Source organism: uncultured Albimonas sp., assembly GCF_963977235.1.
GTDB lineage: Bacteria > Pseudomonadota > Alphaproteobacteria > Rhodobacterales > Rhodobacteraceae > Albimonas.
The window spans coordinates 145,562-171,249 of record NZ_CAXBOD010000003.1 but is presented as its reverse complement, the minus strand read 5'-3'; the positions used below and the strand labels follow the sequence as shown (position 1 = coordinate 171,249).

22 protein-coding genes are annotated in these 25,688 nt (G+C 73.7%); 7 read left to right on the top strand and 15 right to left on the bottom strand.

The features are described 5' to 3' along the window. Positions 1–4: 4 nt before the first annotated feature. Both AAC134_RS04420 and AAC134_RS04415 read left to right on the top strand, forming a co-directional pair. A complete protein-coding gene (locus AAC134_RS04420; RefSeq protein ID WP_339947844.1) occupies positions 5–268 on the top strand; it encodes a nitrilase-related carbon-nitrogen hydrolase in 264 nt (87 codons plus the stop codon). Between the two features lie 280 nt (positions 269–548). Continuing rightward, complete coding sequence (locus AAC134_RS04415; protein WP_339947843.1) at positions 549–1,328, top strand: SDR family NAD(P)-dependent oxidoreductase; 780 nt, start codon at positions 549–551, stop codon at positions 1,326–1,328. Here AAC134_RS04415 and AAC134_RS04410 read toward each other — a convergent pair. Next, a complete protein-coding gene (locus tag AAC134_RS04410) occupies positions 1,267–2,607 on the bottom strand; it encodes a PQQ-dependent sugar dehydrogenase (protein ID WP_339947842.1) in 1,341 nt (446 codons plus the stop codon). The genes AAC134_RS04415 and AAC134_RS04410 overlap by 62 nt on opposite strands. A gap of 210 nt (positions 2,608–2,817) precedes the next feature. On the opposite strand from AAC134_RS04410, the gene AAC134_RS04405 reads away from it, so the two are divergent. Both AAC134_RS04405 and AAC134_RS04400 read left to right on the top strand, forming a co-directional pair. Further along, complete coding sequence (locus AAC134_RS04405; protein ID WP_339947841.1) at positions 2,818–4,950, top strand: hydantoinase/oxoprolinase family protein; 2,133 nt, start codon at positions 2,818–2,820, stop codon at positions 4,948–4,950. Next, positions 4,947–6,566, top strand: coding sequence for a hydantoinase B/oxoprolinase family protein (locus tag AAC134_RS04400; protein WP_339947840.1), 1,620 nt, complete (start codon positions 4,947–4,949; stop codon positions 6,564–6,566). Before AAC134_RS04405 ends, AAC134_RS04400 begins: the two co-directional genes overlap by 4 nt. 199 nt (positions 6,567–6,765) lie before the next feature. Here AAC134_RS04400 and AAC134_RS04395 read toward each other — a convergent pair whose 3' ends face one another. The 7 genes from AAC134_RS04395 to trpC all read right to left on the bottom strand — a co-directional run bounded on the left by AAC134_RS04395 (position 6,766) and on the right by trpC (position 13,503). Further along, on the bottom strand, positions 6,766–8,073 hold the full coding sequence (locus AAC134_RS04395) for a TRAP transporter large permease subunit (RefSeq protein ID WP_339947839.1): 1,308 nt from the start codon (positions 8,071–8,073) through the stop codon (positions 6,766–6,768). Next, positions 8,070–8,618, bottom strand: a complete 549-nt coding sequence (locus AAC134_RS04390; protein WP_339947838.1) for a TRAP transporter small permease — start codon at positions 8,616–8,618, stop codon at positions 8,070–8,072. Before AAC134_RS04390 ends, AAC134_RS04395 begins: the two co-directional genes overlap by 4 nt. An 8-nt stretch (positions 8,619–8,626) precedes the next feature. After that, positions 8,627–9,604, bottom strand: a complete 978-nt coding sequence (locus tag AAC134_RS04385; protein WP_339947837.1) for a TRAP transporter substrate-binding protein — start codon at positions 9,602–9,604, stop codon at positions 8,627–8,629. A gap of 511 nt (positions 9,605–10,115) precedes the next feature. After that, complete coding sequence (gene lexA / locus AAC134_RS04380; protein WP_339947836.1) at positions 10,116–10,808, bottom strand: transcriptional repressor LexA; 693 nt, start codon at positions 10,806–10,808, stop codon at positions 10,116–10,118. Positions 10,809–10,982: 174 nt separating this feature from the next. Further along, entirely contained in the window at positions 10,983–12,182 is a 1,200-nt protein-coding gene (glp, locus tag AAC134_RS04375) for a gephyrin-like molybdotransferase Glp (RefSeq protein ID WP_339947835.1), read from the bottom strand. 31 nt (positions 12,183–12,213) lie between these two features. Then, positions 12,214–12,687, bottom strand: coding sequence for a cyclic pyranopterin monophosphate synthase MoaC (gene moaC, locus AAC134_RS04370; RefSeq protein ID WP_339947834.1), 474 nt, complete (start codon positions 12,685–12,687; stop codon positions 12,214–12,216). A 3-nt stretch (positions 12,688–12,690) separates the two neighbouring features. Further along, positions 12,691–13,503 (bottom strand): indole-3-glycerol phosphate synthase TrpC, encoded by an 813-nt coding sequence (gene trpC / locus AAC134_RS04365; RefSeq protein ID WP_339947833.1) that lies wholly within the window; start codon positions 13,501–13,503, stop codon positions 12,691–12,693. A gap of 144 nt (positions 13,504–13,647) precedes the next feature. On the opposite strand from trpC, the gene AAC134_RS04360 reads away from it, so the two are divergent. Then, entirely contained in the window at positions 13,648–14,178 is a 531-nt protein-coding gene (locus AAC134_RS04360) for a hypothetical protein (RefSeq protein WP_339947832.1), read from the top strand. Positions 14,179–14,266: 88 nt separating this feature from the next. Here the strand turns inward: AAC134_RS04360 and AAC134_RS04355 are convergent, their stop codons facing one another. The 3 genes from AAC134_RS04355 to AAC134_RS04345 all read right to left on the bottom strand — a co-directional run bounded on the left by AAC134_RS04355 (position 14,267) and on the right by AAC134_RS04345 (position 16,674). After that, complete coding sequence (locus AAC134_RS04355; RefSeq protein ID WP_339947831.1) at positions 14,267–14,989, bottom strand: dienelactone hydrolase family protein; 723 nt, start codon at positions 14,987–14,989, stop codon at positions 14,267–14,269. A 66-nt stretch (positions 14,990–15,055) separates the two neighbouring features. Continuing rightward, positions 15,056–16,078 (bottom strand): anthranilate phosphoribosyltransferase, encoded by a 1,023-nt coding sequence (trpD, locus tag AAC134_RS04350; RefSeq protein WP_339947830.1) that lies wholly within the window; start codon positions 16,076–16,078, stop codon positions 15,056–15,058. Further along, positions 16,078–16,674, bottom strand: a complete 597-nt coding sequence (locus AAC134_RS04345) for an aminodeoxychorismate/anthranilate synthase component II (RefSeq protein ID WP_339947829.1) — start codon at positions 16,672–16,674, stop codon at positions 16,078–16,080. Before AAC134_RS04345 ends, trpD begins: the two co-directional genes overlap by 1 nt. 177 nt (positions 16,675–16,851) lie before the next feature. On the opposite strand from AAC134_RS04345, the gene AAC134_RS04340 reads away from it, so the two are divergent. Then, positions 16,852–17,196, top strand: coding sequence for a hypothetical protein (locus AAC134_RS04340; protein WP_339947828.1), 345 nt, complete (start codon positions 16,852–16,854; stop codon positions 17,194–17,196). A 170-nt stretch (positions 17,197–17,366) separates the two neighbouring features. After that, positions 17,367–18,812: a hypothetical protein gene (locus tag AAC134_RS04335; RefSeq protein WP_339947827.1), complete on the top strand. Its 1,446-nt coding sequence runs from the start codon at positions 17,367–17,369 to the stop codon at positions 18,810–18,812. Positions 18,813–19,178: 366 nt separating this feature from the next. Here the strand turns inward: AAC134_RS04335 and trpE are convergent, their stop codons facing one another. From trpE to AAC134_RS04315, 4 genes are all read right to left on the bottom strand, one after another. Next, on the bottom strand, positions 19,179–20,687 hold the full coding sequence (gene trpE / locus AAC134_RS04330) for an anthranilate synthase component I (protein ID WP_339947826.1): 1,509 nt from the start codon (positions 20,685–20,687) through the stop codon (positions 19,179–19,181). Between the two features lie 119 nt (positions 20,688–20,806). Then, positions 20,807–22,684, bottom strand: coding sequence for a SurA N-terminal domain-containing protein (locus AAC134_RS04325; RefSeq protein ID WP_339947825.1), 1,878 nt, complete (start codon positions 22,682–22,684; stop codon positions 20,807–20,809). 545 nt (positions 22,685–23,229) lie between these two features. Further along, on the bottom strand, positions 23,230–24,411 hold the full coding sequence (locus AAC134_RS04320; RefSeq protein WP_339947824.1) for a DNA cytosine methyltransferase: 1,182 nt from the start codon (positions 24,409–24,411) through the stop codon (positions 23,230–23,232). Then, positions 24,408–25,676 carry an aminotransferase gene (locus tag AAC134_RS04315; protein WP_339947823.1) on the bottom strand — a complete coding sequence of 423 codons (1,269 nt, stop codon included), beginning with the start codon at positions 25,674–25,676 and terminating at the stop codon, positions 24,408–24,410. The genes AAC134_RS04320 and AAC134_RS04315 overlap by 4 nt, the downstream gene beginning before the upstream one ends. Between the last annotated feature and the right edge of the window lie 12 nt (positions 25,677–25,688).

Below are 25,688 nucleotides of genomic sequence, written 5' to 3'. Positions count from 1 at the left end.
CTCGGTGCAGGCCGGCTGCTACCAGAACGGGATGTGGGCGGTGGCGGTGGCGAAGGCCGGGATCGAGGAGGGCTCGGCGCTGATCGGCGGCTCGCTGATCGTGGCGCCAACGGGGGAGATCGTGGCGAAGGCCCAGACCGTGGCCGACGAGGTGATCGTGGCCGAGATCGACCTCGACCGCTGCGCCGAGATCCGGGCGAACATCTTCGACTTCGAGATGCACCGGGAGCCGGGCGCCTACGGGGCGATCACCGCCAGCAAGGGCTGAGGCGCGTCGTCGCTGAGGGGCGCGGCGCCGGAGGTCGGGGACGGCCGGCGAGGTCCGCGCCCGCGGCCGGCCGAGCGCCCGCGCCCGGCAGGCCTCCCGCCCGCCCACCCCGGCCCGCCGGGCGCGGGCGCGCGGCCTTTCGGAGCGGGGCGCGCGCGGCGGGCGGAAACGGGCACCTGCCTGCCGGCCGGTCCGTGGGGGCTGGCGTCCGCGCCTCGGGGCGGCCATCCTGCGCGCCCGGAGCGGCCGACCCAGAGCCGCGCCTGCAGGAGGATCCCCCATGTCCCATTCCACCCCCGTCGCCTTCGTCACCGGCGGCGGCACCGGCGTGGGCGCCGCCACGGCGCTGATGCTGGCCGCGCGCGGGCTTGCGGTCGCGGTCAACTACTCCCGCTCGGCCGACGAGGCCGAGGCCACTGCCGAGGCCTGCCGCGCCAAGGGCGTCGAGGCGTTCGCGATCCAGGGCAGCGTCGGCTCGGACGCCGACTGCCGGCGCATGGCGGCCGAGGCGCGCGATCGCTGGGGGCGGCTCGACGTGCTGATCAACGCCGCGGGCACGACGCGCTTCATCAGCCTGGGCGACCTCGAGACCGTGACCGAGGACGATTTCGACGCGATCATGGACGTCAACCTGAAGGGGGCGTTCTGGATGACCCGCGCGGCGGCCGAGATGCTCAAGGCGGCGCCCTCGGGGGCGGTGGTCTCGATCTCCTCGATGTCGGCGGTCACCGGGATGGGCAGCTCGATCCCCTACGCGGCCTCGAAGGGGGCGCTGAACACGATGACCCTGTCGCTGGCCCGCGCGCTTGCCCCCAAGGTGCGGGTCAACGCGATCCTGCCCGGCATGATCGACACCCGCTGGTTCCGGCAGAGCCTGGGCGAGAAATCCGCCGTCTCGATCCGCGACCGCGCGGCCAAGGGCTCGGCGCTGGCCGACGTCTGCACGGCCGAGGATGTGGCGGCCGGCGCGGTCTACCTCGCGCTCGACGCGCGCACGATCACGGGGGAGCTGATGAACATGGACGCCGGCGCCCTGCTCGGCCCCGCCGCCTTCGCCTGAGGCCGGCGGCCCCCAGCAGCCCCGCGCCCGCGGCCAGCATCGCGCCGGCGGCGGGCAGGGGCGCGGCGGCGGCGGCGGCGGAGGCGACCTCGAACACGTCGCCGTCCTGGTCGAACAGGTAGAGCCGCCCCGCCCCGTCCTGCCCGAAACCCATGGTGCGCGCGAGGTCGCCCGACAGCTCGGTCGTCTCCCACAGGGTCGAGGCGGCGACCGCGCCCCCGTCGAAGTCCAACGACCAGACCGGCGGGCCGTCCCCGATCGCGCCCCAGCCGAGGTAGTCGCCGAACAGGTAGCGCCCGTCGAGCGCCGCCAGCGGCCCGTGGTAGACCAGCCCTCCGGTGATCGAGGCGCGCGCGCCGCCGCCGGCCCAGACCAGCTCGAACGCCGGATCCACGGGGGCCAGATCCGGGTTCAGGGCGCCCGCGCCGGGGGCCGAGCCCTCGAACGCCGACCAGCCGAAGTTGGCGCCCGGCGCGACCAGGTTCACCTCCTCGCGCGAGTCCTCGCCGACGTCGGCGACGGGGAACAGACCCGAGAGCGGATCGTGCTTGCCCTTGAACGGGTTGCGCAGGCCGATGGCCCACAGCGCGGGATCCGCCCCGGGGCCGAAGTCGGGGTTCCCCGCGGGGATCGCGTAGTTGTTGTCGGCGTCGCCCGGATAGGCGTCCCCGCCCGGATCGATGCGCAGCACCTTCCCGAGCCGGCTGCCCAGGTCCTGCGCGGGATTGCCAAGGCCCGCCTCATGGGGCGCGTTGCTGTCGCCGGTGGTCATGAACAGCATGCCCGCCTCGTCGAAGCTGATCGCCCCGCCGTAGTGCAGCCCGAGCTCGCCGTCGGGATGCCCCGCGAGCGTCAGCACGCGGCGTTGGGAGGCGGGGTCCGCCGCCAGCCCGGTCGAGGCGAACTCCACCAGCACGTTGCGCCGGTCGCCGGTGTTGGCCGAGACATAGAACCGGCCCGAGCTTGCGAAATCCGGCGCCAGCGCGATCGAGAAGGCGCCGGCGTTCGCCACGCCGGCCAGGTCCTGCCCCTCGACCACCAGCGCGTCGAGCATCACCGCAGAGGTGCCCAGCGCCCGGTCGACCACGACCACGCGGCCGGAGTATTCCAGCATCACGATCTTGTCGGGCGCGCCGGGCAGGGCGACGGCGTCGATCACGAAGCTCTCGACGTCGAGCCCCGCCACGGGCGCGAGATCCAGCGTCCCCGCCCGCGCTCCGCCGCCCGTCGCGACCAGAGCCAGAGCGACCGCGGCTGCGCGCGCAAGTTCGACCCTCATGCGGATGTCCCTTTCAAGCCCACCCCTTGCGGCGTTCATGATGCCGTGGCGGCGCCCGCCGGGCCAGCCTTTTGCTGTCGCCCGATCCCGGCGCCGCGCTTCCCCATGGCACGAGGCTTGCTAGGATGAGGCCATGACGCGCCCCTCCCGCAGCCCCGCCCCTCGCCCGTCCCGCCGCCCGCGCCTCGCGCCCCTGGCGGAGGGGCCGAAGTGACCGCGCTTGGCCTCGCCGCCGACATCGGCGGCACCTTCACCGACATCGTGGTCGAGCGTGCGGGCCCTAACGGCCCGCAGCGCATCTCGACCAAGGTGCTCACCACCCACGACGCGCCCGAGCGCGCGCTGCTGGAGGGGGCCGAGCAGGCGCTCGCCCGCGCCGGCGCCGGCTGGGGGGAGGTGACCTCCTTCGTCCACGGCGCCACGCTGGCCACCAACGCGATCATCGAGCGCAAGGGCGCCCGCACCGCCCTGATCGCCACCGAGGGCTTCCGCGACGTGCTCGAGATCGCGGACGAGAGCCGCTTCGACCAGTACGACCTCGACATCGAGAAGCCGGCGCCGCTGGTCCCCCGCTCGCGCCGCTTCACGGTGGCCGAGCGGATGGACGTCGAGGGGGGCGTGCTGACGCCGCTGGACGAGGCGGGGCTGCGCGCCCTGGTCCCCGCGATCCGCGCCTCGGGCGCCACGGCCGTCGCGGTCGCCTTCCTGCACAGCTACGCCAATCCCGCCCACGAACGCCGCGTGCGCGAGATCCTCGCCGAGGCGGCGCCCGAGCTCGCCGTCTCGCTGTCGTGCGAGGTCTGCCCCGAGATCCGCGAGTACGAGCGCACCTCGACCACCGTCGCCAACGCCTATGTGCAGCCGCTGATGGCGGGCTACCTGCGCCGGCTGGAGGCGGCGGCGATCGGACTCGGCTGTCGCGCGCCGATGCGTCTGATGACCTCGGGCGGGCGACTCGCGGGGGTCGACACCGCCTGCCGCTTCCCGGTGCGGCTTGTGGAATCGGGCCCCGCGGGGGGGGCGATCCTGGCGGCGCATGTCGCGGCCTCCCGCCGGGAGGACAAGGTGCTCAGCTTCGACATGGGCGGCACCACCGCCAAGATCTGCCTGATCGAGAAGGGCGAGCCCCTCTCGGCCCGCAGCTTCGAGGTCGATCGCTCGGCGCGCTTCATGAAGGGCTCGGGCTTCCCGCTGCGGATCCCGGTGATCGAGATGATCGAGATCGGGGCTGGCGGCGGCTCGATCGCCCGGCTGGACGCGACGAAATCCATCGCCGTGGGGCCCGAGAGCGCGGGGTCCGAGCCGGGGCCCGCCTGCTACGGCCGCGGCGGGACCGGGGCCACGGTGACCGACGCGGACGTGGCGCTGGGCCGGATCGCGCCCGACCGGTTCGCCTTCGATCTCGACGTGGGGCGGGCCTCGGCCGCCGTCGCCCGGTCCATCGCCGGGCCGCTGGACCTCACGGCCGAGATGGGCGCGTGGGGCATCGCCGAGATCGTGGACGAGAACATGTCCAACGCCGCCCGCGTCCACGCGGTCGAGCGGGGCGCGACGCTCGCCGATCACACGCTGATCGCCTTTGGCGGCGCGGCGCCCCTGCACGCCGCCCGCGTGGCCGAGAAACTGGGGCTGCGCCGGGTGCTGATCCCCGCCGACGCGGGCGTCGGCTCGGCCATCGGCTTCCTGCGGGCGCCGGTCGCCTATGAGCTTCTGCAGTCGCGCTACATGCGCCTCGACGCCTTCGACCCGGCCGGCGCCAACGCCCTGCTCGAGGCGATGTCGGCCGAGGCCGCGGCGCTCGCCGAGGGCGCCGAGGCGACGCAGGAGCGGCGCGCCGCCTTCATGCGCTACCGCGGGCAGGGGCACGAGATCCCGGTGGACCTGCCGCTGGCCCCGCTTGGCGAGACGGACGCGGGATCGATGCGCACGGCCTTCGAGGCGGAATACGTGCGCCTGTTCGGCCGCCACATCCCGGGCGCGACCATCGAGATCCTGTCCTGGTCGGTGACCGTCGGCGCCCAGGCCCTCGCCGCCCAGTCGCCGCCCGCGACGCCCGCCGCCTCGACCCCCGTTCCGGTGCGCGAGCGGCTGGTCTTCGACACCGACTCCCGCCAGACCCGGAGCGTGCCCGAGTACGACCGTCTGACCCTCGCCCCCGGCGCCGTCATCCCGGGCCCCGCGATGATCGTCGAGCCGACCACCACCACCTGGGTCTCGGCCCGGTTCGACGCACAGGTGGACGGCGGCGGCGCCCTGATCCTGACCGCCCGGGCCCCGAGCGCCCCCGGCGCGACTGCGCCTGACACGACGGCCCCGGACCCGACTTCAAGGAGCGCGGCATGAGCGACCTCTCCCCCATCGAGCTGCAGATCATGTGGTCCCGCCTGATCGCGGTGGTCGAGGAGCAGGCCCAGACCCTGCTGCGCACCGCCTTCAGCCCCATCGTGCGCGAGTGCGGGGATCTCTCGGCGGGGGTGTTCGACACCCGGGGCCGGATGCTGGCCCAGGCGGTGACTGGCACGCCCGGCCACGTGAACTCGATGGCCGAAAGCGTGCGCCACTTCCTCGACCGCTTCCCCGCGGAGACGATGGAGGAGGGCGACACCTACATCACCAACGATCCCTGGATGGGCACGGGCCACCTGAATGACTTCGTTCTGACCACGCCCTGCTTTCTGAATGGGCGCCTGGTGGCGCTTTTCTCCTGCACCAGTCACCTGATGGACATCGGCGGCATCGGCTTTGGCCCCGACGCGACCGACGTGTTCATGGAGGGCCTGTCGATCCCGTTCCTGAAGCTCGCCTCCAGGGGCGAGCTGAACGAGACCCTGCTGGCGATGATCCGCGCCAACACCCGCCTGCCGGTGGACACCGAGGGCGACGTCTACTCGCTGGCCGCCTGCAACGACGTCGGCTGCAAGCGCCTGCAATCGATGATGCGCGAGTTCGGGCTGCAGAGCCTCGATGCGCTGGCGACCCATATCCTCGAGCGCTCCCGCGAGGCGGTGCTGGCGGAGGTGCGGGCGCTGCCGCAGGGGACCTGGGCGTCCTCGATGACGGTGGACGGCTACGAGGCGCCGGTGACGCTGGCCTGCACGGTGCGGGTCCATGACGAAGGGATCCACGTCGATTTCGAGGGCACGGGGCCGCAGTCGCCGCGCGGGATCAACGTGCCGCTCAGCTACACCACCGCCTACACGGCGTTCGGGCTGGGCTGCGTGGTCGCCTCGCGCGTGCCGAACAATGCCGGCAGCCTGGCGCCGCTGACGGTGTCCGCGCCCGAGGGCTGCATCCTGAACGCGGCGAAGCCGGCGCCGGTCGCCTCGCGCCATGTGATCGGGCAGATGCTGCCCGATGTGGTGTTCGGCGCGTTGCGGCAGGCGGCGCCCTCGCGGGTGCCGGCCGAGGGGACCTCGTGCCTGTGGAATCTCAATGTCCGCGGCGTGGCGGCCGAGCAGGACGGGACCTACGGGTTCTCGATGGCGGTGACCTCGAACGGGGGCACCGGGGCGCGGCCGCTGCGCGACGGGCTCTCGGCGACGGCCTATCCCTCGGGCGTGAAGGGCACGCCGGTCGAGATCGCCGAGGCGATCACCCCGCTGGTCTTCCGCCGCAAGGAGCTGCGCCCGGACTCGGGGGGCGAGGGCCGGCGCCGCGGGGGCCTCGGCCAGGTGATCGAAATCGAGAGCCGCATCGGCAAGCCGTTCGAACTGCTGGCCGCCTTCGACCGCATCGACCACCCCGCGCGCGGGGTGGAGGGGGGCGGGAACGGGGCCGCAGGCTCGGTCGCGCTCGCCTCGGGCGCGGTGCTGAAGGGCAAGGGCTTCCAGACCATCCCGCCCGGCGACCGGCTGGTGGTCTTGACCCCCGGCGGCGGCGGCATCGGCCCGGCCGGGGAACGCGAGCCCGAGGCGCTGGCGCGGGATCTCGCCGAGGGCTACGTCACCGCGAAACCCTGATCGCGCAGGCGCCGCGTCACGCGCGCGCCGGTGGCGAGGGCTCGCTCGCGGCGCGCGGCTGGCCTTGCGCCGGTGGCGACCGTCGCCTGTCGCAGGCGGCGGGGCCCCCGGGCCACGGGCGGCGCCGCCTGGCAGCGCCGCGGGCCCGACGCCTGCGACAGGCGCCCGGCCCGTCGCGGCGCCCCCGCCCGCGGCGGGCTCAGCGGGAGATCATCCAGCCCACCGGCGCCGTGACGATCCCCGGGAACACCGTGATGATCACGATCCCCAGCACCATCAGTCCGAAGAACGGCATGGACGCCCGCGTCACCTTCAGGATGTCGCGCCCGGTCAGCCCCTGCAGCACGAACAGGTTGAACCCCACCGGCGGCGTGATCTGGGCCATCTCGACCACGATCACCGTGAAGATTCCAAACCACAGCAGGTCGATCCCGGCATCCTTGACCATCGGCAGCACCACCGAGGCGGTCAGCACCATCATCGACACCCCGTCCAGAAAGCACCCCAGCACGATATACAGCAGCGTCAGCACCGCCAGCAGCTCCCACGCGCTCAGGTTCCAGGTCTTCACCTCGGCCGCGATCACCCGCGGCACCCCGGTGAAGCCCATCGAGATCGACAGGAACGCCGCTCCCGCCAGGATCAGCGCGATCATCGTCGAGGTCCGCACCGCCGCCATCAGCGCGTCCATGAAGCTCGCCAGGTTCAGCGTCCGCGACCAGGCGGCCAGGATCAGCGCCCCGATCACGCCCATCGTCGCCGCCTCGGTCGGCGTCGCATAGCCGCCGTAGATCGAGCCGATCACCAGGAAGATCAGCAGCGTCACCGGGATCAGCAGGCGCGAGCGGGCCAGCGTCTCGCGCCAGGTCAGCCGCTCTTCGAAGGGGGGCGCGAGGCTCGGGTCCAGCTTCGCGCGGATCGCCACATAGCCCATGAACAGCGCGATCAGCATCACGCCGGGAACCACGCCCGCGATGAACAGCCGGCTGATCGAGACCTGCGCCACCACCCCGTAGACGATCAGCATGATCGAGGGCGGGATCAGCAGCCCCAGCGTGCCCGATCCGGTCAGCGTGCCGATGATCAGACGCTCATCGTAGCCGCGCCGGGTCAGCTCGGGCACCGACATGCGCCCGATGGTGGCGCAGGTCACGGCCGAGGATCCCGCAACCGCCGCCATCACCCCGCAGCCCAGGATGTTCACATGCAGCAGGCCCCCGGGGAGGCGCCCGACGACGGGGGAAAGGCCGCGGAACATGTCCTCCGACAGACGGGTGCGGAACAGGATCTCGCCCATCCAGATAAACAGGGGCAGGGCGGTCAGCGCCCAGTTCCAGCTCGCGTCCCACACGGTCGAGGCCAGCAGCGACCCCGCCGGCGCCGGCGAAAAGAAGTGCATCGCCACGAACCCGACGGCGGTCAGCGCGACGGCCACCCACACGCCAGAGGCCAGCAGCAGCCCCATCACCGCGAACAGAACGATGGCGACGGTTCCCGGATCGCTCATTCCCCGCTCTCCAGGATGTGCTCGGCATTGGCCTCGTAGGAGGGGACCTCGCCGCGCAGGATCGAGACGAACTCGTCCACGAGGGCCACCAGGAACACCGCCGCCCCCACCGCCATGGCGCTGCGCGGGATCCACAGCGGGATCGCCATCAGGCCGGGGCTGATCTCGTCGAACTTCCAGGAGAACCAGACGAAGTCGACCGACCACCACAGGAAATAGGCGACCGCGGCGATCGAGAAGGCCACGCACCAAAGCTCCAGCCAGCGGCGCGGCCCGGCGGGGGCGCGGCCGATCAGCAGGGTGACGCGGATATGCGCCCCGCGCCGGAAGGCGTAGGCGAGGCCCAGGAAGGTCGAGGCGGCGAGGCAGAACCCCGCCGTCTCGGTCGAATCGATGGTCCCGCCCAGCTGCCGGGCGACGATCTGCGCCACGATGGTCACGGCGATGCCGGCCAGGAACAGGCCCGCAAGCGCTCCGGCGGCGAGGTAGAGCCCGTCGAGACCGCGCCGAAGCGCGCCCCGACGGCTGGCTGCGGGACCGCCCATGGGCCGCGTCACTCGGCCAGATAGGCGTCGAGCACGGCGTTGGCCTCGGGGCTGGCGGTGGCGCGCCACTCCTCGACCATGATCTTCCCGATCTCGCGCATGCGGGTCATGATCGCCTCTGGCGCGTCGGTGGTGGTCATGCCGTTCTGCGCGAGGACGCCGATCTGGGCCTCGGTGGTCTCGGCCGACATCTTCCAGGCCCGCTCCTCGGCCAGCGAGGCGGCGTTGAGGATCGCGGTCCGCGTGTCCTCGGGCAGGCCCTCGAACATCGCCTTGTTCACGATCACCGCGTTCTTGGAATAGATCGCGCCGGCATAGGTGAAGTAGTCGGTGTTGTCCCAGGCCTGGATGTCGATGCCGGTCTGGGGCGAGGTGAACAGCGCCTCGATCAGGCCGGTCGAGAAGGCCTGCGGGATCTCGGCGAAGGGCAGGATGGTGGCCTGGAAGCCCAGCATCTCTCCCATCTGCTGGGTGGCGGTCGAGTAGATGCGCAGCTTCTTGCCCTCGAAGTCCGCGAGGCTCTCGACCGGGGTCTTGGTGTAGAAGCCCTGACCGGGCCAGGGCTGGTAGAACAGCACCATCAGGCCGGCGGCCTCGAGCTTTTCGGCGAAATAGGGCTTCTGCGCTTCCTTGAGCTTCCAGGCGTCGTCGTAGGTGGGGGCGATGAACGGCACGCCGGCGAGGATATACATCGGATCCTCGTTGCCGTAGACGCCCAGCCGGATCTCGCCCATCGGCGCCTGGCCCCGCTGCACCGCGGTCTTGATCGCGTCGAGCTTGATCAGCGTGTCGTTGGACTGCAGGTCGATCTCGAGGTCGGTGGTCTCCTGCACCTCCTCGATGAACAGGCGGATGTTCTGGGTGAGGAAGTTGTCCTCCGGATAGCCCGAGACCATGATCCAGGTCTGCGCCTGCGCGGCGGCGGCCGAAAGACCGAGCGCAAGGGCCGCGGCCCCCGCGGCGATGAGAGTCCGGTTGGCGAACATGGTGCGCTCCCTGTCGTGAGCCCGCGGCGCTTGCTGGCCGCCCGAAGCTTTGCAAGCAAACGACATGCCAAGGAGGCGCGCTGCGGTGGATCGTGGGGGGGCGGGGAGGAGGCGCCCTGCGGGCGGGCCTGGCTGCGGCGTGCGCCTTGCTGGGGTGGGGCCGGAAACTGGAGGGGGGAGCCTCCGGCGGGCTCCTGACTCACCAGAGAACAGGGCCCGCGCCTGTTCCCCGGATCCGTCTCTCGCTGCTTGATGCCTGAGCGACTCGCCGTCGCCGGTCAAGGACGAGCCGGCTTCGCCGGTCGCCTGCGGCGATCCTTGACCGGCGACGGCGAGTCGCTCTTTACGGCATCAGCGAGAGACGGCTCCGGAGAACAGGCGCTTCCGCGGGGCCGCGGGCGGCGCGCCGGGCGGGCACGCGCCGGCGGGCTGTTGGGGCGGCGGTTGGATAGGGTCGCTCAACGCCGGAGGGCCAGCGGGCGCGGGAACCGTCGGGCCGGCCCGGACCGGATCAGTAGCTGCGGATCAGGCCCACCAGCCGGCCCTGGATCGAAACCTGGTCGGCGCGGAACAGGCGGGTCTCGTAGGCGGGGTTGGCGGCCTCGAGCGCGATCATGCCGTTCTGGCGGCGGAGGCGCTTGAGGGTCGCCTCCTCATCCTCGACGAGCGCCACGACGATGTCGCCGTTCTCGGCCGTGTCCTGACGCTGGATCACCACCAGGTCGCCGTCGTGGATCCCGGCGTCGACCATCGAATCGCCCTTCACATGCAGCGCGTAATGATCCTGGCCCCGGCGCAGCATGTTGACGGGAACGCCGACCTCCCGCTCCTGATGCTGGATCGCCGAGATCGGGGTGCCGGCCGCAATGCGGCCCATCAGCGGGACCGAGCCGAACTCGGCCTCCGGATAGGCGGGGACCGAGGGGGCGGGCTTGCCGGCGCCGCCTTCGATGACCTTGGGCGCGAAACCGGGGGCGACGTCGCCCAGGCTCTCGGGCAGCTTCACGATCTCGATCGCGCGGGCGCGATGAGCGAGGCGGCGGATGAATCCCCGTTCCTCGAGCGCGGTGATCAGGCGGTGGATGCCGGACTTGGAGCGCAGATCCAGCGCTTCCTTCATCTCGTCGAACGAGGGCGAGACGCCGTCGCGCTGCACACGCTCATGGATGAAACGCAGAAGATCGAGCTGCTTGCGGGTCAGCATCCGTCACGGTCCTCCCGGTGTCGCCACGATCACGGTCCGTTCCGCATCGTGGCGTGGATTCCGCGCCGTGAAGGCGCCGCCACGGCCTCAAGTTCTACATACGTTCCCGTTTTGTGTCAAGCCGTTCGGCTCCAGTCCCAACGCGAAACCGCGAGCGGACCGTTTCCAAAACGATCACAGAGGGATGACCTCGACCGTCTCGCCCGCCTCCATCGCCGGCGCGTTCGGCGGCAGAACCACGAGCGCGTCGGCCTCCGCCAGGACCGACAGGAGGGAGCTGTCCTGACGCCCCAGCACCCGCACGCCCAGCCCCTGCGGGCCGGGCGTCAGCCGTCCGCGGGCGAAGTGCTCGCGCGGGCCATTGGCCCCGACGCCCTCCAGAAGGCGGGCGGGCAGGCGGGCGCGCGGCGCGGCAGGCAGGCCCGAGAGCGCGTCGACCGCCGGCAGCAGGAACAGCTCGGCGCAGACCATCGCCGAGACCGGGTTGCCCGGCAGCCCCAGCAGCGGTCGCGGGCCGGCGGCGCCCGGCAGGCGGCCGGCCATCAGCGGCTTGCCCGGCCGCATGTTCACCTTCCAGAAGTCGAGCTCCAGCCCCGCCTCGCCCGCGGCCTGGCTGACGAGATCGTGGTCCCCGACCGAGGCGCCGCCCAGCGTCACCACAAGGTCGGCCTCGGCGACCGCCGCGAAGGCCGCGGCGAGGCTTTCGAGCGTGTCGCGCGCGATCGGCGCCAGCCGCGGCGCCGCCCCGCGGGCGGCCAGAAGCGCGTGCAGCCCGTAGCTGTTGGAGCTGACGATCTGGTCGGGACCCGGCGTCTCTCCGGGCTCGACCAGTTCGTCGCCGGTGGCGACGATGGCGACCACGGGCCGGCGCAGGACCTCGACCTCGGCGAGGTTCATCGCCGCCAGCAGCGAGACGTCGCGCGGGCTCAGTCGACGGGGCGCGGAAAGCGCGTCGCCCTCGCTAAAATCGCCGCCTGCGGGCCGGATGTGGGTCCCGGCGTCGAGGTTGTCGCGCGCGCGGATGCGGTTCCCCCGGCGCTCGGCGTCCTCCTGGATCAGCACCCGGTCGGCGCCTTCGGGGACGGGGGCGCCGGTGAAGATGCGCACCGCCTCGCCGGGGCCGACGCGGCCGGCGAACCGCAGGCCGGCCTGCGACTCGCCGATCACCGAGAACTCGGCCCCCGGGCGCAGGTCGGCGTTGCGGATCGCGTAGCCGTCCATCGCCGAGGCCGAGAACGGCGGCTGCGTGCGCCGGGCCCGCGCGGGGGCGGCCAGCACCCGGCCGGCGGCCTCGAGCAGGGGCACGGTCTGCGTCCCCGTCACGGGCGAGACCAGCGACAGGATGCGCGAGAGCGCCTCGGCGGTGGGGATCATCGGGACCTCCGCGGGGAGGGCGCGCGCGGCGTCACTCCGCCTCCCAGCGCCCGGACTTGCCGCCCTCCTTGAGGACGACGCGGGCGTCGATCAGCTTCATGCCGCGGTCGACGGCCTTGACCATGTCATAGACGGTCAGCTGCGCGACGGTGAGCGCGGTCAGCGCCTCCATCTCCACGCCGGTGCGGCCGGTGGTCTTCACGCGGGCCTCGATCTCGACGCGGGAGGTCCGGGCGTCGCAGCTCAGCTCGAGGCTCACCGAGGACAGGGGCAGGGGGTGGCACAGCGGGATCAGCTCGGCGGTGCGCTTGGCGGCCATGATGCCGGCCAGCCGCGCCACGGCCAGCACGTCGCCCTTCCTGGCGCGCCCCTCGGCGATCAGGGCCAGCGTGTCGGGCGCCATCTCGACGGCGCCGCGGGCGACGGCGACGCGGGTGGTCTCGGCCTTGTCCGAGACGTCGACCATCTGCGCGTCGCCCTTGGCGTCGAAATGGGTCAGCGCCATGGCTCAGGACTCGCCCAGGGGCAGCGGATCGGCCAGCAGCGCGTGGGTGGCCGCGGCGACGTCGGGCTGGCGCATCAGGCTCTCGCCGATCAGGAAGCTGCGCGCCCCGACCCTGGCCATGCGCGCGAGGTCGGCCGGCGCGAACAGGCCCGATTCGGCCACCAGCATGCGGTCGGCGGGCAGCATCGGCGCCAGCCGCTCGGTGGTGGCGAGGTCGGTCTCGAAGGTGCGTAGGTTGCGGTTGTTCACCCCCACCAGCGGCGAGGAGAGCTTCAGCGCGCGCTCCATCTCCGACTCGTCGTGGACCTCGATCAGCACGTCCATGGACCAGGCCAGCGCCACGTCCTCGAGCTCGAGCGCCAGGTCGTCGGAGACGGCGGCGAGGATGATCAGGATGCAGTCGGCGCCCAGCGCGCGGGATTCGATCACCTGCCAGGGGTCGAACAGGAAGTCCTTGCGCAGGGCCGGCAGGGTGACGGCGCGGCGCGCGGCCTGCAGGTAGTCGGCCGCGCCCTGGAACGAGGGGCCGTCGGTCAGAACCGACAGGCAGGCGGCGCCGCCGGCGGCATAGGCGCGGGCGAGCGCGGGGGGATCGAAATCCTCCCGGATCAGGCCCTTGGAGGGGCTGGCCTTCTTGATCTCGGCGATCAGGCCGTAGCCGCCGCCGTTCTGCTTGGCGCGCAGCGCGTCGGCGAAGCCGCGCGGCGCCTCGGCGCGGCGGGCGGCCTCCTCGGCGGCGGACAGCGGCAGCCGGTCCTTGCCGGCGGCGATCTCTTCGAGCTTGTAGGCCCGGATGCGGTCGAGGATGTCGCTCATGTCTGGGTGTTAACGCGCGGGGCCGCAGATGGAAAGCGCCGCGGTTCCCGATCGCGGCGATCGGGCGGGGGCGCGGCCGTGACGCCGCCCCTGCGACCCCAGGCGACACGTGAAAGCCGCGCGCCGACGCGGTATCTGGGAGGCATGGCGCGACTCGTTTCAAGACCTCTCGTCCCGGACACCGGCCCCACCCGCCCGCAGACCCTGCGGGAGCGCGGCTCGCCGTCGGCCGAGCCGGTCGCCGAGCCGGCTGCCGAGGCCAAGCCCCCCCGCCCCGCGCGCCGGACGCTCTCGCCCCGGCCGCTGGGCGCCGGTTCGCAGTCTGGTCCGCAACCGGATCCCCAGCCTGGCCCCGGCCTGCAGCCCGCGCGTCCGCGCAGCCGGGCCTCGGCCGCGGCCTTCGACCCGCCCGCGCCCGGCGACTCGCTGCCCGTTCGCAGCCACAACCAGGGCCCGCCGCTGCACGGCGGCTTCCTGGTCTACGCCTGGCGCCGCGCCCAGGCCGAGGCCTGGAGGCCGCCGCGCCCCGAGGTCCTGCGCCGCCGTCTGAAGCTCGCCGCCGAATGCGGCCTGACGCTGCGCGAATACACGCTCGAGATCATGGAGCGCGGCCGCTGGCTGATGCCCGAGAAGGACGCCCGCCGCATCGCCCAGATCAAGTCGCTCCGCCGCTGAGGCGCCGCGCCCCGGCGCGAGCCCCGAACACGCCTCGCAAGGCGCCTGGTCTCCGGTGAGTCCGGAGCGGCCTGTCTCTGTCGGCCCCTCAGACCTCCCCGAACACCTCCGCAAACAGATCGGTCATCGCGGCGAAGGACCGCCGGTCCGCCTTGGCATCGTACATCGCCCGCCCCGGCGTCGCCGCCTGAGGGGTGGTGAAGGCGTGCACGACCCTGCCATAGGCGTGGATCTGCCAGTCGGCTTCGGCCGCATCCATCTCCCTGGCCAGCGCCAGCACCGCCTCGGGCGTCGCCAGCGGATCGTCCCAGCCGTGCAGCACCAGCACCGAGGCGGTGATCTTCCTCGCCTCGAGCCCGCTGGGCGAGAGCACGCCGTGCAGGGCGGCGGCGCCCAGCAGCCCCTCGGGCGCCGCGCGCGCAAGATCCAGCGCGCAGAGCCCGCCGAAGCAGTAGCCGCAGACCGCGGTCTTCGCCGCATCGACCTCCGGGCGCGCCTTCAGCGTGTCGAGCGCGGCCAGCAGGCGGCGCTGCAGCACGTCGCGGGTCGCGGTCAGCGCCTGCATCCGCTCCATCGGATCGATCGAGGCGTCGGCCATCGACTCGACCCCGTAGGGATCGAGCAGCAGCACCGGCCGGCCGGTGCTGGCCACCCGTTCGGCGTTCAGCTTCATCTGGTCGCCGACGCCGCCGTAGGCCGGGGCCATCAGCACGCCCGGAACCGGGCCCGAGAGGCCCTCGGGCGCGGCCCACCATCCCTCGAACTCGGTCTCGCCGTCGGTGTAGCGCAGGGGCGCGGTGGTCAGCTGCATCTGGGGTCTCCTCCCGTCCGTGTCGCGGGGCGGTCGCGGGGCCCCTCGGCCCCCCGCGCGGCCCCGTCAGGTCCTGGCGGCCGCGGTGATCCGGGCCAGCGCCTGGGCCTTGCCGCGGGCTGCGCCGGAATCGAGGCTCTCGGCCGCGAGCGCCACGCCCGCCTTCAGGTCGTCCACGCGGCCCGCCACCACCAGCGCCGCGGCCGCGTTCAGCAGCACCGCGTCGCGGTAGGCGCCCGCCTCGCCGCCCAGCAGGGCGGTGAGGGCGCGGGCGTTCTCTTCGGGCGCGCCGCCCACGATCGCCTCGAACGGATGCTCGGGCAGGCCGGCGTCGGCGGGGCGCAGCTCGAACTCGCGCAGCTCGCCGCCCGCGACCTCGACCACCGTCGAGGGGGCGGCGATCGACAGCTCGTCGGTGCCGTCGCCGCCATGCACCAGCCAGGCCCGCTCGGTCCCCAGCGAGGCCAGCGTCTGAGCCATCGGGCGCAGCCAGCGGGCCGCGAAGGCGCCGGTCAGCTGCCGCTTCACCCCGGCGGGGTTGGTCATCGGGCCGAGCAGGTTGAACAGCGTGCGGGTGCCGAGCTCGGTCCGCGCGGGGCCCACGAAGCGCATCGCGGGGTGATGCATGGGGGCCATCATGAACGCGATCCCGACCTCGTCCAGCGCCTGCTGGGCGATCTCGGCCGGCGCCATCACGTTGACCCCGATATGGGCAAGCGCGTCCGCCGCGCCGGATTTCGAGCTGAGGTTGCGGTTGCCGTGCTTGGCCACCGGCACCCCGGCGCCGGCCACCACCAGCGCCGCGGCGGTCGAGATGTTCAGCGTGCCCTTGCCGTCGCCGCCGGTGCCGACGATGTCGATCGCCCCCTCCGGCGCCCGGACCCGCGTCATCTTCGAGCGCATCACGGCGACGGCGGCGGTCATCTCCTCGACCGTTTCGCCGCGGGCGCGCAGGGCCATCAGGAAGCCGCCGATCTGGGCGGGCGTCGCGTCGCCCGACATGATCGCGTCGAAGGCGCCCTCGGCCTCGGTGCGGGTCAGGGGGCCGTCGGCGGCCTTGCCGATCAGCGCGCGCAGCTTGTCCGACATCAGGCGGCCGCCTTCAGCGGCGACATCCCCGCCAGCGTCAGGAAGTTGCCCAGGATGGTCCGTCCATGCTCCGAGGCGATGGACTCGGGGTGGAACTGCACCCCGTGCATCGGCAGCGAGCGGTGCGACAGGCCCATGATCGTGCCGTCCTCGGTCCAGGCGGTCGCCTCCAGCGCCTCGGGCAGGCTCTCGCGCTCGACCACCAGCGAGTGGTAGCGGGTGGCGGTGAAGCCCTGCGGCACGTCGGCGAAGATCCCCGCGCCGCTGTGCGAGACGGCCGAGGTCTTGCCATGCAGGATCTCGTGGCAGCGCAGCACCCGTCCGCCGAAGGCCTGACCGAGGGTCTGGTGGCCGAGGCAGACGCCGAACAGCGGCAGGCCGGCCTCGGCGCAGGCCGCGACCATGTCGAGGCAGATCCCGGCGCGGTCGGGGTCGCAGGGGCCGGGGCTGAGCATCACCGCGGCGGGCTTCAGCGCCAGCGCCTCGGCGGCCGAGAGCTCGTCGTTTCGCACCACCTTCGTCTCGACGCCCAGCTCGCCCACATAGTGGACCAGGTTCCAGGTGAAGCTGTCGTAGTTGTCGATCAGCAGCAGCATGCCCGGTCCTCCTCTCGATTCGCGATGACCCTGCGGCGCCGTCTTCGCGCCGAACTGGCCATGCCGCCCGCGCGGCGGCTATACATGTCGCGGATGCCCCGGCGCCCGTCAAGGCGAGGTCCGACGACGCGCGCGGGGCGCAAGACACCGACGACCGGACAGAGGGAGCGACCCGGAATGCTTCGCGGACTGATCATGGGCTTCTTCCTGTGCGCCGTGGCCGCCGTGGCGGCGGCGCTGGCCTTCCCGATGACCCGGCCCGAGCCCGCCCCCGCGGCCGCGCCGGCGCCCGCCGCCAGCCCGGCCCCGAGCGCGACCCAGAGTCCGACCGAAAGCCCGGCCGAAAGCCCGGCCGCCAGTCCGACCGAGAGCCCGGCCGCCGGCCCGGTCGAGAGCCCGGCCGAGACTCCGACCCGGAGCCCCGCGGCCAGCCCCTCCGCGGCGCCCGAGAGCGGCTCGGCCCCCGCCGCCGCGCCGGCCCCCTCCGCGGGAACCGGCGAAGACCCCGCTCCGACCGAGTGATCGCGGCGCGGGCGGCGCCTCGGCAATGTCCTTGCGCCCTCGCGCCTCGTTCACGCCCTTCTCCCGCCCGTTTCGGCGCCGAGACAAAGGCTCCGGTCTCGCCGGCCGCGGTCCCGTCGAGGGGCGCGGACCCCGAGCCGCCCCCCACTCTGGCCCGGAGACGCCGCCGCTTGACCGACGCCTCGCCCGACACCGCTCCGGCCCCCGCGCCCGCCGCAGAGGCCCCCGCGCCCGCGGCTGACCGCCGCCGCGCCGCCTCGCCCTTCGCCGCGCTGCGCCCGGGGCGGGCGGATGCGCTGGCTGCGGGCCTGATCCTGGCCGCTTTCGCGCTGATCCGGGTGGCGGCCTACGGCTCGGGCCTTCGCGTCGACCCCGCCGTGGTCCAGGGGCTGTGGCAGAACCTGACGCTGGCCGAGCTCGACGCCGATCTGGTCGGGGCGCTGCTGGACCTGCACGCCCAGCCGCCGCTGTGGAACCTGGTGCTGGGGCTGTTCGTGAAGGCCTGCGGGCCCGACCCCCTCTGCGTCAGCGAGGGGCTGCTGGCGCTGCACATGGCGCTGACCCCGGCGATCGCGCTGCTGATCTGGGCGACGCTGCGGCTGGCGGGGGCGTCGCGGCCGCTGGCCTGGGGGGCGGCGGCGCTGTTCGCGCTCTCGCCCGGGCCGCTGTTCTACGAGACCTTCGCCCTCTATGCCCAGCTTTGCTGCGCGCTGGCCGCGGGCGGCGCCTTCGCGCTCGCCGCCTTCGCCCGCGGCGCGCGGGGCGGGGCCGAGGCGGCGCTCATGCTCTCGGCGGTGCTGTGCCTGACCTGGCCGCTGTTTCACCCGGCCTGGATGCTGGTGACGCTGGCTGCGCTGCTGCTGGTCGATGCGCGCCGCGTGCTGCGCCCGCGTCCGCTTGCGGTCTTCGCGCTCGCCACGGCGCTGGCGCTGGCGCCCTCGGCCTGGAACTTCCACCGGCACGGGCTGTTTTCAAACGGCTCGTGGATGGGCGTCAACCTCTCCCAGACCGTGTCCTGGCTGAGCCCCGAGCAGGCCGACCGCTGCCTTTTCGCCGGCGTGATCGAGGATATCGAGCAGGCCCATGCCGCCGGCCGGCTGCCCGGGCCGCCGGCGGTGCGCGACAAGTCGGTGCACGACCCCGCGATCATCCCCCGCTCGCGCGAGTGCCTGGGCGTGGCGACGGCCGAGATCCGCGCCCATCCCGGCGACTGGCTGGCTGGGCGGGCCGGGGCGCTGGTGGCCTCGCACCGCCTGTGGAGCTGGGAATACCCCAACTACGCGCCTCTCGGCTGGGCCGAGCTGCCGATCCCGGACACGTCCCGCAGCGACCCGCCCTGGGCCGAGGGGGCCGAGGGCTGGGGGCTCCTGGCGCTGTTCGCACTGACGGCGGGGGGGATGCTGGGGCTGGTGGCCTGCGGGCTGATGGGGCGGCGGCGAGGCCTCGCCCTGGCGCTGCTGATGCAGATCGCGGCCTTCACCGCCGCCTCCCACATCGCCAACGGCGAGGAGCAGAACCGCATGCGCCACGCGATCGCGCCGGAATGGCTGATGGTGGCGGCGCTGGGCGCGGACGCGCTGCGCCGTCGCCGCCGCGCAGCGCGCCCCCCGGCCTGACGCGCCCCGCCCTGACGCGCCCGGCGCCGTCTCTCGGCGTCACGCTCCCCCCGGCGTCCCGCCGAAGCGGCCTCGGCAGAGCCGGAGCGCCGAAGGCCCGTCGCGTCTGGTTCTGACGTTGCTCGCGTCCGCGCGCGCCCTCCCCGGGGCCGGCCGCCCGCAGGAGGCCCCGGGTCAAGCCCGGGGCGCCTTGCGCCCGGGGGGAAGGGCGGCCCGCCTCCCCTCTGCCAGGCGCGCCGCGTTGGCCCGAGGGGCCGCGCCCCGGCGCGCGCGGGTGGGCGGGTGGGGCGTGCGCCGGGGCGCGGACCCGGTCCGGGCGACCACCCCGGCCTGGGGGCGCTCACCTGAGCGCCCCTACTCGTCCGTTCAGCGGTTGCCGCGGGGGGCGAAGCGGCCGGCCTCGGCGGCGGCGGTGAACAGGGCGCGGGCCTTGTTCACCGTCTCCTCGATCTCGGCCTGCGGATCGCTGTCGTAGACCACGCCCCCGCCCGCCTGGATGTACATCTTGCCGTCCTTGACCACCGAGGTGCGCAGCGCGATGCACATGTCCATCTCGTCGGCGCCCGAGATATACCCGACCCCGCCCGCATAGACCCCGCGCTTCTCGCTCTCCAGCTCGTCGATGATCTCCATCGCCCGAACCTTTGGCGCGCCGGACACGGTGCCCGCCGGCAGACCCGCCAGCAGCGCGCCCAGCGCGTCCACGTCCTCGCGCAGCGCCCCCTCGACGTTGGAGACGATGTGCATGACGTGGGAATAGCGCTCGACGGTGAACTGGGCGGTGGGGTGGACGGTGCCGATCTTCGCCACCCGGCCCACGTCGTTGCGGCCGAGGTCGAGCAGCATCAGGTGCTCGGCCCGCTCCTTGGCGTCGGCCAGCAGCTCGGCCTCGAGCGCGTCGTCCTCCTCAGGCGTAGCGCCGCGCCTGCGGGTGCCGGCGATGGGGCGGATGGTGACCGTGCCGTCGCGCACCCGCACCAGGATCTCGGGGCTCGCGCCCACCACCTGGAAGTCGCCGAAGTTGAAATAGAACATGTAGGGGCTGGGGTTGGTGCGCCGCAGCGCCCGGTAGAGCGCGAACGGCGGCAGCGGGAAGTCCAGCGTCCAGCGCTGCGAGGGCACCACCTGGAAGATGTCGCCGGCGCGGATGTACTCCTTGGCCGTCTCGACCATCTGCGCATAGCGCTCGGGCGAGGTGTTCGAGACCGGCTCCCCGATCTCGCGCAGGTCGCCGTCGGCCCGCCCGTCGCCCACGGCGCGGTCGAGGTCCATGACCGCGTCCGACAGCCGCTCGGCCGCGCGCGAATAGGCCGCCCGCGCGTTGGCGGCGTCGCCGGGGCGCACCGGCGTGACGAAGGTCACCTCGTCCTTCACCGCGTCGACCGCGGCCACGATGGTCGGGCGCATCATCACCGCGTCGGGCAGGCCCAGCGGGTCGGGGTTGGTCTGGGGGATCTTCTCCACCTGGCCGATCATCTCGTAGCCGAGATAGCCGAACAGGCCCGCCATCCCCGGCGGCAGGCCGCGCGGCAGCTCCACCCGGCTCTCGTCGAGCACGGCGCGCAGGGACTCGAGCGGCTTGCGGGGGTCGGGCTCGAACGCCTCGGCGTCCCAGCGGGCCGAGCGGTTGATCTCGGCCCTGTCGCCCCGGCAGCGCCACACGAGGTCGGGCTTGAAGCCGATGAAACTGTAGCGGCCCCGCGTGTCGCCCCCGGTGACGCTTTCGAGCATGAAGGCGTCCCGGCGGGCCTGGGTCAGCTTCAGCATCAGCGAGACCGGGGTCTCGAGGTCGGCGGGGATGGTGCAGTAAACCGCGACGTTGCGGCCTTGCGCATAGGCCGCCTCGAAGGCGGTGAAATCGGGCTGGATATGCATCTGGGAAACGGGCCTCGCGAAGCCGGCGGAGCGGTGGACGGGCGGGCGGCGGCCGGCCCGTCCCGCGCGCGCCCCCCTCCTGGGCGGAGAGGGGCGGCGGCCGAGGGCCGGAGGCGCCGTCAGCGGATCGAGTTGATCGCGCGGTCCATCGCCTGCGGGTTGTACTGGGGCGCCAGCCGCTCCTGCACGGCGGCGGCGTAATAGACATAAAGGTCGTTGGCGACCGCGTCGTCGAGGGCCTCGCGCCATCGCTCGACAAGCTCGGCCCCCTGGCCCTGGTCGAGGTCCGCGGGCATCACCTCGACCAGCTTCACCAGCGCCACGCCGTCGGGCGAGGGCGTCACGGTCGCGGCCCCGGCCTCGGCGTCGGCCAGCGCGTCGCGCGCGGGGACGGGAAGGCCAGCGGGCTGCTCGTCGCGGCGGCTGGGCTGGGTGCGGACGACGCCGGCGGGCAGGGTGTCGGCGACCGCGTCCAGCGGCTCGCCGGCCTCGAGCCGGGCGAGCGCGTCCTCGGCCATCCCGGTCAGCGCCTCGCGACGCTGGCCGTCGGCCCAGTCGGCGGCGACCCGGTCGCGGGCCTCGTCCAGCGTCATGGGCGCGGCCGCGGTGACCTCGTCGACGCGGACCAGCACGTAGGCGCCGCCGGCGACCTCGACGAGGTCGCGCTCCTCGCTCGGTTCGGCCGCGAAGACCTCCTCGATCAGCGCGGGGGCGGCCATCAGGCCGGTGGCCTCGGCCATGGCTTCGCGGGTCAGGCCGGTCTCGCGGCGGAGCGGCAGGCCGGTCTCCTCGGCGATGCGCTCGAGCGTCTCGCCCGAGGCGAGCAGGTCGGCGGCCTCCTCGGCGCGCTGGTGGCCAAGGTCGCGGGCCTCGGCCCGGGCCTGCTCCCGGCGCAGGGTCTCGCGGGCCTGCTCGAAGGGGGTGGTGCGCGCGGGGATCGTGGCGCGGATGTTGAACAGCGCCGGGCCCAGCGGGGTGGGCAGCGGACCGACCACGCCCAGATCGGCGGAGAACAGCGCCTCGGCGGTCTCGGCGTCGTAGTCGGCTCGGGTCACCTCGCCCTCGTCCACGTCGCCGGGGGCGAGGCCGCGCTTCTCGGCCTCGGCGTCGAAATCGCTCTGCCCCGACTCGATCGCCTCGAGCGCCGCCTGCGCGGTCTCGTCGTCGGGGAACACCAGGCGGTCGACGGCGCGGCGCTCGGGCACGGCGAAACGCTCGCCGGCGGCCTCGTAGGCGGCGCGCAGGCGGTCCTCGGGGATCTCGAGGGTCTCGGCCAGGGCTTCGGGCGAGATCTCGAGCCAGACGGCGTCGCGACGCTCGGGCCAGCCGTAGGCGTCGGCGTGGGACTCGTGCCAGGCGGAGAGGTCGGCCTCGCTAGGCGCGCCGGGATCGGGGGCTTCGGACAGCGGCAGGTCGATCACCGCGTAGACCCGGCGCTCAAGCCCGTAGGCGGCGAGGCTCGAGGCCATGCCAGGGGCGGCGGTCGCGCCCTCGCGCACGCCGCGGGCGATCGCGTCGCGGGCCAGCGACTTGCGCAGGTCCGTCTCGAAGCGGTCGACCCGGAAGCCGAGCTGGTCGAGCACGAAGCGGTACTGGTCCTCGTCGAAGCTCCCGTCGAGCCCCTGGAACGAGGGGCTCTCGAGGATCGCCTCGCGCAGCGCGTGGTCGTCGGCCGAGAGGCCGAGGCGGCGCGCCTCCTCGTTCAGGGCGGCGTCGCGCACCATTCGGCCGAGCAGCTGCTGGGGCAGGCCCATGGCCTCGGCCCGGGCGCGGTCGACGGGCTGGCCGGTGCGACGGGAGACGGACTGCATCTCGCGCATCAGGCCGTTGGCGAAGTCCTCGACGGTGACCTTCTCCTCGCCCACCGAGGCGACCGGCGTGCCGGCCCCGCCCAGGTCCAGGTCGCCCACCCCCCAGACGGCGAAGGAGACCACCAGGAGGCCGAAGAGGATGCGGAACGCCCAGGTCTTCGAGGCGCGGCGGAGGAAATGCAGCATGGTTCGGCCTTCGGATCGCAGGCGTGGGTCGAAATGGGTCTTAGAGACTCGCGAGGGCGGGGGCAACGGGGCGGCGGGGGCGCGATGTCGTGAGGGCAATGGGAAGGGAAGGGGGCGTGCCCGGGGCGAGGAGGATCCGCCCTGGCTCGGATCGGACTGCAGGCGCCCTGCGGGCGGGCTTGGCTGCGGGGCGCGTGTGGGCAGGGGAGGGCCCGGATTGCCGAGCGGGGGAGCCTCCGGCGGGCTCCTGACTCACCAGAGAACAGGCCCGCGCCTGTTCCCCGGATCCGTCTCTCGCGTCTGATGCCTGAGCGACTCGCCTCCCCCGGTCAAGGACAAGCCCCCTGCGGGGGTCGCTGCGCGATCCTTGACCGGGGGAGGCGAGTCGCTCTGATCGGCATCCGCGAGAGACGGCTCCGGAGAACAGGCGCTTTGCGGGTGTGGGGGGCGTCGCGCCGTGGCGCGCTCGGTTGGGGTCGCGCCATGGCGCGCTTTGTCGGGGGTCGCGCCAGGGCGCAGGTGCTTCGGGTCGCGCCTGGGCAGGGTTACTCGGCGGCGGCGGCGGTTTCCTGGGCGTCGAGGCGGTCGAGCAGGGGCTCGATCAATTGCGAGGCGAGCCAGCGGGCCACCGGGGCGGCGACGCCGTCGCCGGCGAGCTTGTAGGCGTCGGTGTAGCGCGCGGGCAGGCGGTAGTCGTCGGGCAGACCCATCAGGCGGGCGGCCTCGCGCGCCGAGAGGAGACGGGTGCGGACGCGTCCCGAGGGGTCGACCATCACCAGCGTCTGGCGCGAGGAGCCGCCGGCAGGGGTGCGCAGGCAGCCGGCGAGGTCGAAGCGGACCTCGGCGCGCTGCACCGTGCCGCCCTCGCCGTCGGGGCGCATGCGGCGGTAGAGCGTGCCGGCGACCGGACGGCCGTCGCGCTTCGCCTGGGCCTTCGCCGTCTCGATCCGCTCCAGGTGGCGGGGGGTCATCATCGCCAGCAGGGCCCTGGTCTCGGCCGCGGTGCGCCAGCGCACGCCGGCGGGACGCGCCTCGACCACATCGGAGAGCTGCAGGTTGCGCGGGGGCGGCGGCGGCAGGCGCAGGGGGCGGCGCGCCGGCGCGGCCTCGCCCAGGCGCTGCAGGGCGGTGGCGAGCGCCTTGGGGCGGGCCGGGGTTCCGTCGTTCGGGGTCTCGGCCAGGGCGGCGGGGGGCTCGCCCTTCCAGGCGATGACGAAGAGGCGCGGGCGGCTCTGGGGCAGGAAGCCGGCGGCGTCGACCACATGGGCGTCGTAGCGGTAGCCCCCCGCGGCCAGCGCCGCGCAGAGGGCCGCGAAATCCTTGTGGCCGGAGGCCGAGGCGAGGCCCACCACGTTCTCGATCACCAGCACGCGGGGGGCGCGGCCCTCGGCGCCCAGACGCTCGACCAGGAACCAGAAGGCCCAGAACACCGAGCTGCGGGTCGAGCCGCCGACCCGCATGCCCCGGCGGGCGCCGGCGAGGCTGAGGTCCTGGCAGGGGAACGAGGCCCAGGCGAGATCCGCCCGGCCCGGGATGTCGGCGGTGGCGACCTTGGCGACGTCGCGCTCGACCAGATGGGCGTCGCCGAAATTATCGCGGTAGGCGGCGCATTTGGCGGCGTCGAAATCGTTGGCCCACAGGCACTGCCAGCCCTCGCCCAGGCCGACGCGGGCCATGCCGCCGCCGGCGAAGAACTCCACGAACCGGCGCCGGGGGCGGGAGGTCACGCCGGCGCCCCCCGTGCGGCCCCGTGCGAGGCCCCGTGCGAGACCCGGTGTTCGGCGGTGAAGGCGGCCAGCCGGGCGAGCGCCGCGCGCAGCCCCTCGGCGTCGGCGTTGGCGAAGGCCATGCGGAAGCTCTGCGGGCCCAGCGGGTCGCCCTGGGGGGTGAACATCGTGCCGGGGAGCATCAGCAGGCTCTGCGCCTCGACCAGCGCCTTGGCCAGATCCGCCGAACTTTCGGCGAAGGGATGGCGCAGCCAGGCGAAATAGGCGCCGCAGCCCATCAGCTCCCAGTCGGGGAGGGCCTGGCGGAACTCGCGCTCGAGGATGGCGCGGCGGGCGAGGATCTCGGTCCGCTGGCCGGCGACGAAGTCCGAGAGGCGGCGCAGGCCGTGCAGGGCCGCGAACTGGCCCAGCTGCGAGGGGCAGATCGTCACCGTGTCGAGGAATTTCTCGACCTGCGCCAGGCGGGCGGGCGAGGCGATGGCGGCGCCGACGCGGTGGCCGGTCAGCCGGTAGGCCTTGGAGAAACTGTAGAGATGCACGAGGTGATCGCGCCAGTCCGGGTTCTGGAACAGCGAATGGGGGGCGCCCTCGCGGCTGTCGAAGTCGCGGTAGGTCTCGTCGATCACCAGCATCGCGCCGTGGCGGGCGGCGAGTTCGGCGAAGGCCTCGACCACGCCGGCGGGGTATTCGGCGCCGGTGGGGTTGTTGGGGGTGATCAGGACGATGGCCTTGACGCCCTGCATGCGGGCCTCGGCCTCCGCGAGGATCGGAACCAGGGCGCCGTCGCAGGGCAGGGGGCGGGCCTCGACCCCGGTGATGTCGAGCCACATCTTGTGGTTGAAGTACCACGGCGTCGGCAACAGCACCGCGTCGCCGGGGCCGGCGATGGTCGACATCACGGCGCAGAAGGCCTGGTTGCAGCCGGGCGTCACGGCCACGTCCTCGGGCGCGATGGCCCCGCCGTAGGCCGCGGACCATTGCGCGGCGATCTCCTCGCGCAGGGCGGGCAGGCCCAGGACGGGGCCGTAGAGATGGGCCTGCGGCTCATGCAGCGCGGCCTCGGCGATGGCGCGGCGAAGATCCTCGGGCGGGGGATCCACGGGGGCGGCCTGGCTGAGGTTCAGCAGCGGGCGGTCCGCGGGGAAGGCGCGCCCGGCGATCCAGCGCCGCGCCTCCATCACCGGCGGATCGCAGGCGGCCGCGACGCCCGCCGAAAGCGGGCCGGGAAAGGGGGCGGAGGCGGGGCGCGTGGCAGAGCTGGTCATGAGCGCGACGAT

Excerpts from the sequence above, each read along its gene's own strand:
- AAC134_RS04415 (WP_339947843.1), top strand. The coding sequence starts at position 549 with ATGTCCCATTCCACCCCCGTCGCCTTCGTCACCGGCGGCGGCACCGGC.
- AAC134_RS04410 (WP_339947842.1), bottom strand. The coding sequence starts at position 2,607 with ATGAGGGTCGAACTTGCGCGCGCAGCCGCGGTCGCTCTGGCTCTGGTC.
- AAC134_RS04400 (WP_339947840.1), top strand. The coding sequence starts at position 4,947 with ATGAGCGACCTCTCCCCCATCGAGCTGCAGATCATGTGGTCCCGCCTG.
- AAC134_RS04395 (WP_339947839.1), bottom strand. The coding sequence starts at position 8,073 with ATGAGCGATCCGGGAACCGTCGCCATCGTTCTGTTCGCGGTGATGGGG.
- AAC134_RS04390 (WP_339947838.1), bottom strand. The coding sequence starts at position 8,618 with ATGGGCGGTCCCGCAGCCAGCCGTCGGGGCGCGCTTCGGCGCGGTCTC.
- AAC134_RS04385 (WP_339947837.1), bottom strand. The coding sequence starts at position 9,604 with ATGTTCGCCAACCGGACTCTCATCGCCGCGGGGGCCGCGGCCCTTGCG.
- lexA (WP_339947836.1), bottom strand. The coding sequence starts at position 10,808 with ATGCTGACCCGCAAGCAGCTCGATCTTCTGCGTTTCATCCATGAGCGT.
- glp (WP_339947835.1), bottom strand. The coding sequence starts at position 12,182 with ATGATCCCCACCGCCGAGGCGCTCTCGCGCATCCTGTCGCTGGTCTCG.
- moaC (WP_339947834.1), bottom strand. The coding sequence starts at position 12,687 with ATGGCGCTGACCCATTTCGACGCCAAGGGCGACGCGCAGATGGTCGAC.
- trpC (WP_339947833.1), bottom strand. The coding sequence starts at position 13,503 with ATGAGCGACATCCTCGACCGCATCCGGGCCTACAAGCTCGAAGAGATC.
- AAC134_RS04360 (WP_339947832.1), top strand. The coding sequence starts at position 13,648 with ATGGCGCGACTCGTTTCAAGACCTCTCGTCCCGGACACCGGCCCCACC.
- AAC134_RS04355 (WP_339947831.1), bottom strand. The coding sequence starts at position 14,989 with ATGCAGCTGACCACCGCGCCCCTGCGCTACACCGACGGCGAGACCGAG.
- trpD (WP_339947830.1), bottom strand. The coding sequence starts at position 16,078 with ATGTCGGACAAGCTGCGCGCGCTGATCGGCAAGGCCGCCGACGGCCCC.
- AAC134_RS04345 (WP_339947829.1), bottom strand. The coding sequence starts at position 16,674 with ATGCTGCTGCTGATCGACAACTACGACAGCTTCACCTGGAACCTGGTC.
- AAC134_RS04340 (WP_339947828.1), top strand. The coding sequence starts at position 16,852 with ATGCTTCGCGGACTGATCATGGGCTTCTTCCTGTGCGCCGTGGCCGCC.
- trpE (WP_339947826.1), bottom strand. The coding sequence starts at position 20,687 with ATGCATATCCAGCCCGATTTCACCGCCTTCGAGGCGGCCTATGCGCAA.
- AAC134_RS04325 (WP_339947825.1), bottom strand. The coding sequence starts at position 22,684 with ATGCTGCATTTCCTCCGCCGCGCCTCGAAGACCTGGGCGTTCCGCATC.
- AAC134_RS04315 (WP_339947823.1), bottom strand. The coding sequence starts at position 25,676 with ATGACCAGCTCTGCCACGCGCCCCGCCTCCGCCCCCTTTCCCGGCCCG.